General features: G+C 37.3%; 4 protein-coding genes. All 4 read left to right on the top strand.

Annotated features, from left to right (window positions below):
- Nucleotides 1–3,074: ATP-binding protein (locus K6C05_RS08790; protein WP_296733754.1), on the top strand; the 3,074-nt coding region annotated here is incomplete at its 5' end.
- A 36-nt stretch (nt 3,075–3,110) separates the two neighbouring features.
- Nucleotides 3,111–4,808, top strand: a complete 1,698-nt coding sequence (locus tag K6C05_RS08785) for an ATP-binding protein (RefSeq protein WP_296733751.1) — start codon at nt 3,111–3,113, stop codon at nt 4,806–4,808.
- Nucleotides 4,809–4,838: 30 nt separating this feature from the next.
- On the top strand, nt 4,839–8,279 hold the full coding sequence (locus tag K6C05_RS08780) for a hypothetical protein (RefSeq protein WP_296733749.1): 3,441 nt from the start codon (nt 4,839–4,841) through the stop codon (nt 8,277–8,279).
- On the top strand, nt 8,269–9,390 hold the full coding sequence (locus K6C05_RS08775; RefSeq protein ID WP_296733747.1) for a hypothetical protein: 1,122 nt from the start codon (nt 8,269–8,271) through the stop codon (nt 9,388–9,390). Before K6C05_RS08780 ends, K6C05_RS08775 begins: the two co-directional genes overlap by 11 nt.
- Nucleotides 9,391–9,793 lie beyond the last annotated feature (403 nt).

Genomic DNA, 9,793 nt, shown 5'->3' with positions numbered 1-9,793 from the left:
TTAAGAAGGGAACGAAGGAATGGAAACCAAAGGATGGATTTGAATTCGAAAAATACGTTTATTTCGTTTCGTTTCGAGAGGTTACAGATGCTTCCGCTAAGTCTAATGGTAACGTGAAAGGTCAAGCAAAAGCTCTTGCGCTTGAAGGACAAGTAAAACGGCAGACAAAAAAGCAGGTGGGAGATAATTTCGATTACACTCTTGGAGGAATGAAAAAAATTCAAAAACCTGAGTTTTTGGCGGATAAATTAACACAGTTTTCGTTGGACAAAGATGTTAAAGAGTATCTTTCACAAAGTGAAAAAAATAAAATTCGCGATGGGCAATATATAGGCGCATACAATGATTTAAAAGCACTCAAAGATGCGATGGATTGGTATTATGATGTACTTGAGGAGAAAACCAATTTTGACGAGGAAAAATGGGGAGAATATTTTTCGGAATCCCTAGTGGAAAAAAAACATCTTCTTCTCATGGCACAAGCAAAACTTATATCACTATATTTAATAGAACATCCAAACGAGACTACACAAGGCTATGATAAGGATGAAATGTATAGATTGTTATATGAATATGCCCATGATCGTATTCGAGACAATGAGAAAATGTCTGAGGGGGAACAGCTTTGTTATGCCGATAGTATCTGTTCAAATAGTTCGCTACCTATAGAACAACGCATGATAGTTGCAGAAATGTGTTTGGCCAGCTATTATTCTGATGGTTTGTCCGGGTATTTGAAAATAGCAGAAGAAGATGATGATGCAAAAAAAAGATTTTTCCATAAGAATAAATGCCTTGAACCTGCTAGAAAAAGCATTTTACGTATGATGTTTAATTTTCCTGAGGAGGTTTTTTTAGAGTTATTAGAGAAGTATGAAGATGTGGCGTATATTCTGTCATCTGCTTTATGGCATGAAAAAGACCAATCATTAAATAGAATAAAACATCATATCAAAAATAAATATATAGGGTGGAACACAACAAAAAAACAATTTTGTGAAAAGTTAGAAGATCTTCCACAAGATATCAAGAAAGTTGCAGAATCGTATAGGGTAAATTATCGCGATAATGGGGAAGCATTAAGCAAGTATCTTTTTGATATGGAGCAACAGCTTATTAAAGAACTTGATAAGCTGTTAAAATCTGTGTTGGATAATACTGATACAGAGTCGGCTATCGAGCAAAATGAAGTTCTTACAAATAATTATTCTAAATGTAATGAGATGCTTAAAACGATCAATAATAGTCCAACAAAATTTGGCTTTGAAGAAATAAAGCCCTTTATTGAAAGAATACAAGAAAATATGGTGAAATATCTTAATGAATTGTATCACAACAATAAACCGGAGATTAACGTTGAGCATTACAGCCTGATGGATAATAAGGCAACAGAAATTCTTTGTATATCAAACGCTGAAAGAAGGCTGCGCGCTGAGAATGTCAGCGTAATATCAAAGCCACATCGGGGAACAAGAGGTTTTGCAATCGACAAAAATAGGAAAGTTGATTATGAATCCAAGGTGTCGCCGGGTGAAACCAGCGAAATAAGTGTACCGATTCTTATAAAAGAACAGGATGTAAGCCAATTGGAATTAATAGTTAAGGTAACGTATGATTATCTTGACCATTTTGATCCTAGCCTAGGGAAGGGGATTTTAGCCTCACAAGCCGGTAAAAAAGATTTCCAAATTACCATAAAGTTGTCAGATGATGAGGATTTTATAGAAAAAAATCTGTATAAAGATTTTGCTGGCGGTAATGATATGTCCTGGGACGACAGGAAGATGTTTTTTGGTCGGGATGATATTATTAATGGACTTTATAATGAAATTATAAGGCCGGATGGTTCCATAAACAGTGGTAAAATGCTGGGATTTTATGGGCAGAAACGCTCGGGCAAAACATCAATTCTCAATTTTCTTAAACACAAGATTGAAGACGAGAATCCACAGGCTATTGTTAGTAAAGTTAATTTGCAGACTATGGGTTACGAAACTGCCGACCCTGAATATTTTATGAAGGAGTTACTATATAATATTTGTTATGATTTCAAGGAAAAAATTGAAGACAGTTCAAATGATGGAGACGAAGATATTTTCGATGAATTAAGGTATAAGTTGGCTGAAAATTCACTAATAATACCAGGTGAGGAATTACTAGAATCGCCATCAGCGAAAAGAAAGTTTATTAATTTCTTTAAGCGTTTAAAAAGATTAGTTGGCAAAAAATATCCGGTTATCGTAATGCTTGATGAATTCACATCGGTTTATTTTTACCTTGTAGAAAAGAGGATTCCGAGAGATTTCCTGAATCAATGGCGTTCTGTTGTAACCGAAGCAGGATTTTGCAATGTACTTGTAGGACAGGATTTTCTGCCGGAACTCTTGAATTCGGATATTGCAAAGCTGACTGATGGTAACGCAGTCAATGGACTTGCCACAACAGATTTGAGAGCGGTTTCTTATCTGGATGAGAATGAGGCTTATAAAATGATGGAGAATCCTATTCTTAAGCGAGACAAGCAGAGTCGCTTTCACGGTGAATTAGGCAAAGCAGCAAAAAAAATGATCTTTGAACTTACGGGCGGCAGTGCGTTCTATTTGATGAAGTTTATGAATGGGCTGGTGGATTATATGTGTGATAATGATAATGAGTACGTTACACCTAATCTGATTAAAAAAGTGGTTATCGATTATATTTTTGATAGTCAAGAACAGTATTTAAAAAAGGATGATTTTGATCCAATTTATAATCAATACAGCAGTAGTTTATCAGATAATTGGCGAGAGGAACTCAGTTCAGATGAAATAAACGGAAAGATGGATCTGGTTTATAGTATTTTCAGGGAGATTGCTCGAGCTTCTGATGATTATTCCGGCATTTGCAAACTTGAAGAAATCGATTGGAATAATAGGGAGGAACTGAATTATATTATTGACGTTTTGAAAAAAAGGTACATTTTAGTGGATGAGAATGGCAAGGATATTCCCAATAAGGAATTGAAGGGGTTACGCTTCAAGGTTAAAGTTGGTCTGTTTGTCAAGTATTTGAAACAATGTGAAATAAATAATTAATAAAATTTAAGTGAAATAACATGGAGGTGTTGTTTTGTGCATGAAGATGACTTTAGATTTGATGTGGGTGGCATTGTGACTAAAGAAAATGGTGAATCATATATAGATCAGCACGGTTATTTGACTGAGCTAACGGATGAAATATTAAAGCAAGTGTCCAAAGGGAAAAAGGTCATGCGTTCTATAATGGGACCAAACCGAATTGGTAAAACATCACTTGCCCGAGAATTAATAAGAAGATTTGATAATGAGGGTCACCATAATACATTGGTAATTCGTACTTCATTACAGGATGTCATAGATTCAGATAATGGTAATGGATTTTGGCCATTTTGGTTAGGTGAGGTTGTTGAGAGTATTTTTGATAATAAAAACGAAAATAATAGAATTGATTTCGAACAAATAAAAAGTGAAAATGAAAAAATATACTCCAAAATTATTAGTATAAGAGATTTTTTTGCTGATGAAAAAACAAAAGATGAACTATATGAAAAGAAGAAAATAGCAACGCGATCAAAGGCATGGAAACAATTACAGACGTTATTTGAAAAGCTACTTCAGTGCAAGCAAAATATTTTGCTTGTTATTGATGAATTTGACATGGCACAGGAAGTATTTGGAGGAGGGGGAGAATTTTTTAATAAACTAAGAGGGCTTCTGGATGGGGAACCTAATGCCCTTTCAGTAGTTACTATTTCACGGAGAAGTTTGCCATGTATTGAAGAAGATACCACTAAACATGGTTCTACATTGGCTGGTAAATTCCCGACTTTTAAGGTGTTTGGGTACGGAAACAGCGAATTAGATCTTTATTTTGATATTTTGGCAAATCATGGCTGCAAACTTAGCGATGAACAAAAGGAGAATGTTATATATTATTGTGGCCGTTCACCATATTATTTGGCCATTATGGGAAATGCCATTTTAACATGGAAGAAAAAATATGGTGATAGTTCTTTAAAGGATATGAACATAGATCAGTTGTTTCAGGAAAAGCAAACAGAGTATTACGAGTCTTTTAGGCGTGTAGTTGATGTTTTGCAGGAGGAACAACTGTATTGGCCAATGTTGCAGCTTTTTGTTGGTCCACAAATTGATTTGGATGAAGTATCAGAAAAGAAACTTCTAGGTTATGGGTACTGTATAAGAAAAAATAATCTTAAATCTGACTCAAATGATGAATACAAGGACAAATATAACACCTATGAGGACGAATATGATTATCTTACAATCAGCAACAGCTTCATAGATTATTTGAAAATACAGAAGAAGAAAGATGTAGAAAATATTTTTTCAGAACTGACACAAGCAGAGCAACTGCTTCGTAATTGTGTGCGCAACCACATGGAAGCGAAGAATAGTGAAACTTGGAAAGATGAATTACATGATATCGTTATGAAGGATGCCAATGAAGACCGTCGGAAAAGATTGGAGCGGGATCTTAAACGTTACAATAGTATGCGGGAGGATGCCGGCAATCCTGATGGTACGGATGACAGTATCCTTAACGTGATTAATCTATCGGAGCTGGGTCAAGTTATTACCAGTGAGTGGGATGATTATAAAAAATATTTGCCGTCAAATATTAATCGTGACGAATTTACCAAAGGGATGACAATACTGAACAAGGTGAGAAATCCTGTGGCACATTGTAATGGGAGTATTGTTCCGCATGATGATATTTTGAAAGCAAAGGAGTTTTCCAAGCAAATATGCGAGGCGTTGCAGGATTAGAAAAGTGATGTGTTGGGGGCAGGGATTACATTGGGTAAAAAAGATAAATACCATCAGTTATTAACGCTTAATGCAAAAAAAATAGTTAATGATACATATTCGGTTCATACGGAACAGAACGGAATTATCACATTAGAATTTCGTTGCAATCTTATAGACGGGCTTGTGGGGAACCAAATAGTCCAGCACACAGACAATTTTGGAAGTAACGCGCTGTTTGATCAAATGCTTCAGGTCCTGCCCGAGAGTGATTCGCCATTAGATAAGAAAAGACTGCAGCAGCATATTGTTTTTTTAGATTTTGCTGAAATATTCAATACGGGTATGACAATTAACGCAGATGATAATAAAGAAATCCAGCGGGAGGCGGAAATTAGAAGTGATGCTGGGCTTGGCTACCGGCTTGAACAGTTGTTTTCCCATGGTATTATGCTGTCATTCGATGGTGATAAGTGGAAGCATTTTGTTCCATTTGATAAGAGTAACAGTATGGCAAGACAAAGCCGTATTTCCTTTGTTGATGCTGATATTAAGGAGCAGTTGGATAAAAGGCTTCTCTTGGACATGGATTTTTCCCAAATTCAGTTGATTCCGAGCAAATATTACGCTTACCGCGGTCTGTATATGAGTACTTCATGCCGTATTGAGCAGAGTGAGGAGTTTTGTCTGAACGAAGAAAGCGTAATTGTTTTGCCGGATAAGGATAATAATGAATACAAAATAAAGGAAAGATTTTTTACCGAAATCAAGGAAACAGGTGAGGGGCAGGAAAATCAGGAATTGAAGTTTGGCAATAGAAATCTGGAAATAGGCATGGAGTTTTTCGATGGAGAGGGGCTTCTGTGTCCGGAATATGCTGCATATATTAGTGATACATTGGAAACGGATTACGGCTTTGAAAAGCCATCTAATTCGTTCCAGATACGGATGCCCTTCACCAAAGGGATGCTGCACAAGGTGGATTATGTGAGATTTTTTTCTGAAATGGCAGGAAAGAAAACACCCCTTGAAATTAAGGATGTCTTTGGCATTTCCCGTGATATCAGAAAAGCTAAGATTTTGCTCACAAAAGGTATGTTTAAGTGCTTCAAATGGTTAAAGGAGTGGAGTAAAAAAGCAGGGATTGAAGACCCCATGCAATACTTCTTTGATAAGATGCAACAATATAGTCATACTTTGTATGTGACTGGGACCGATGCCAGATTGTCCAATTGGGGCAAGGTTAGGCTGAATTATCAGTTTTTAAGTACACTAGATATTACTCCTGATGATTTTACCTCTTTGATGTCAGGACATATTGACAAAATTAAGGCTATTGATGAGCTTTTCGCTGGAAATGAGGTGCAGGCAGGAGCGAAGAGCCTGCTCAGAGGGGGGAACAGTGAAAATCCAGATAAGAATAATTTTTCGGACGAGTCGGAAAAGCAAGCTGTAGAGCCGGATTTAGGGGAAAGAGAAAAATGTTTATGGGCATTGGGGAAAAATCCCGCATTTATCAATGACCCTAAAGTCAAGGAGATTCTTAAGAATATGCGACAAGCCAGCGCAAGAAATCTGTGCAGGGGCCAAATAGATGTATCTGGCGAGCAGCGCTATCTGTCGAGAGATCTCCTGCGATTGATGATGGATATCCTCTGGCAGGTGGGGAAAGATAATGAAGAGGTAAATGATTTATTGAAAGAAAACTGGCCTAAGTGGAGTAAAAAGTGTCTATACAGATCATCACGACATTTTTATATGCCAGAAGCCAAAGGACGGCTCAAGCTAAAAGCCGACAAATATTATGCTTTTTTCCGCAATCCGCATCTTTCCCGTCACGAACAGTGCATAATGCGACCTTTTGTCAATAGTAGTGTATATGATACATATTTTTCAGATTTGACCGGTGTGGTCATGGTATCGTATGAATCCCTAGTTCCGATGATCTTGGGTGGGGCAGATTTTGATGGTGATTTGGTGAAGATTGTTTCAGACCGTCGTATTGTAGAAGCAGTAATGCGTGGTGCCTATAATTACACAGGAAAAAAGAAAACAAAGGAATATAATCGGAAGGAGGACTTGCCAGCTATCAAAATTCCTTCTAGAAATGGTAAGGTTTGTAAAACACCGGGTACCATACCATTTGAAGTTATCTTAAACACGTTTTCCAATCAGATTGGTCAGATTTCTAATCTGGCTGTGAGAATTGCGGAAAAAGAATATGGCAGGCCGCCAGAGGAAGTTTATAAAAACAAGTGTGCAGAGTGTACCATTGTTACGGGAATGGAAATAGATGCGGCCAAGACAGGCGTCCATCCAACTAAAAATATTGAAGATCTGAAAAAGTTGGGGAAGGAAAAGAGCCTTTTCCTGGAAGCAAAAGATGCCATGAACAAGCTGGCCAGGGCGCAGAACTTCACTCCACATGTCAAGGAAGAAAAAGACGGCACATTATCCCTTTATAATGTTGATCCGCGTAAATTTAAGTATGCAAAGCCAATTTTGAAGAATGTCAATGTATGTTCTTGTGATGATGAGGTAGCGAATATTGAACGTCTTCCAGGTGCGTATCTGAATTATATAAGGGATTATTCTATTAGGCAGGAGGAGATAAAGGATAATAAGCGAGAAAAATCCTCTAGACAGAAGCCAATTTGCTTTATTTTTCAAAAGGATGAGCAGTGGGCTGATGCACTGGACAAAGAAAAGAAAAAAGAGGTTAAATTACTGATGGGTGCTTATCAAGAAATTCGTACCAGAGATTTTAACCTTAAGAAATTTAGACGTTTAAATAAGGAAAGCAGCTATTGGGGACATATATATAGGATTCTGCAAGTACAATATGACAGCTTTTACCAGTTGCTTCCATGCGGCATGGATGTTGAGCAGGCCTGTGCTCAAGTGTATATGACTATTAGTAATTTCTTGAAGGACAGTGATAGTATAGGGGCAGCCCTTGACCGCTTGGCAGAGAAAAAGTGGCATTTTACGCCTAAAGATAAGCGATATTTGAGGCTGAAGGAGATTTTGGGGGAAGGAATCGACGTGCCTGAAGCTGGCGTGGAATTGCTCTCCAATTTTAATAACAATGGTTTTATGCTGCTGTACTATCTGTTAAAAGAATTGCAAAACCGGGTTAATGAAAACATTGATATAGAAACCTATAAAAGCGATGTCGAAGGGTTAGAGGAAAAGGAGGATGAGAACAAATATATTACGGAATTTGAGGAGATATATTCGCGGCACTTAAAGCAAAACGTGGCATGGGCAGTTTGGCATGGAGACATAATCGGACGCTGTCGTGAGATATTGGAAGAAATATTGGGGCGCCGGGATATAGAAGAAGCCATAAAATATGTATGGGCTGGTCCACAAGCATACAGGAGAAATTTCTTTTGGAATGTTTTTACCAAGAACGAACTGGAAGCTAATATTCTTGCTGTAAATCCAGCTAATGTTTCTAAAAAGGAGGGCAAGGCAGATGTTGGATGAGCTTCAGGAATTTAAGCAATATACTGATGAGAATTTTGTTAATCTGAAAAAAGAAGAGTGCAGGCTAAAATATTCTACCTTTATCAAACATGATTTTTGCGGTTTGCCCCGGGCTATGACGGTAGTAGCAAGACAGTTTATTTTCCAAAATGCTGATCCCCCCCAGGAATTTAATGAGGAAGAAGTCCGTAAGCGGCTGAAAGAATGGTGTGAGAATTGGTTGCCCCAATATATTAGGTATGCTTTTTTGTCAAATGATTTGAAAGAACTTCGCAGTAATCTAAAAGATGAAGCATTGTTGGGTATCGTGAATAAGATAGATCCCGGAAGCGATTTGGGTGAATTGCTGTCTTTTAAAGGTAAATTGGAAGAGATGGCTGAACATAATGCTTTGGGTAAAGACGAAAAAACATTATTTAGCAAAATAAGATACTCGATTGAGGCACTGAATAAACTGCGTTCGACAACATTGGCGTTTGACAAAAGAATATTTAGTATTGAAGAGCAAGGTGCGAATGCCATCAAGAGGCAAGAAACAAATAAAAATGACTATCACAGGATAACGTACGATCGTATTATTGCCAATGCACTGGAGCAAGGACAACTGCACAGATATTATTTGGTGTGCAAATCAGATAAAGTTCCTTATAATCCGGATTCGGTAAAAAAATATACTACTGGAAAAAAAGAAAATGGCTTAAAGCTGTCGGATAGTGACAAAGACTTGCTTTTGAAATTTACCGCAGCTTATCTTTTGAAGATGAAGTCCTACCCGCCAGGTTATGCGCCGAAGTATATGGCAATACCAAGAATGGATATTGCCAATTGGATGAAAAAAAAGGACAAGCCTAGTAATTTTGAGTTGGAAAAGTACAAATTTGTGGAGTCACGTGAAGGGCTTTTTGATACAAGGACCGTGGGAAGTTCGGATAAGGATGGAATGAGCAATAAAGGAAATATTACAAAGACCTATATCCATCCTGATTGGGTGGACCAATTTTATATTGTTGATGAAAAAGATATTGATAATCCGGAACACCATGGCCGAATTTTTTTTAGTGATGCTATTGGAGAGATGCTATGTAGTAGAGAAAATAAAAGATATAATTGATATTAACAAAACTATTGACTGCATGGAGGCAGTATGATATCTTGTAGGTGTGTATAGCACATCTGTAATAGGTTGCATGGATGTAAGAAACATGTGATTGTTTCTTTGAGATGGCAACATTCGTTCTTGTAGGCGTTGCAGATGGGGCGTACGGCCGGAAGGCGTTTTATGCGAAGAGAGTCGATGATATCGGCTCTCTTGTTTTTTTGTTGGTTTTCCAATGGAAGAATAAGAAAAATTATACTAACCCAAAAAATAAATTGTAAGCGTCAAAGTTTAGGTTGTATTCCCAACAGCCCATCCTCGTGGGATAATAACACTAACAAATTAAAGTTTTGCCGAATTTCTTCGGGTTTCGGGAAAACTTCAAATTGGAGGTGTTTTCTTTGGCGGATAATTCGTT

It is taken from the genome of Anaerovibrio sp. (genome assembly GCF_024697385.1).
GTDB lineage: Bacteria > Bacillota > Negativicutes > Selenomonadales > Selenomonadaceae > Anaerovibrio.
This window is presented reverse-complemented; position numbering and strand designations above follow the sequence as displayed.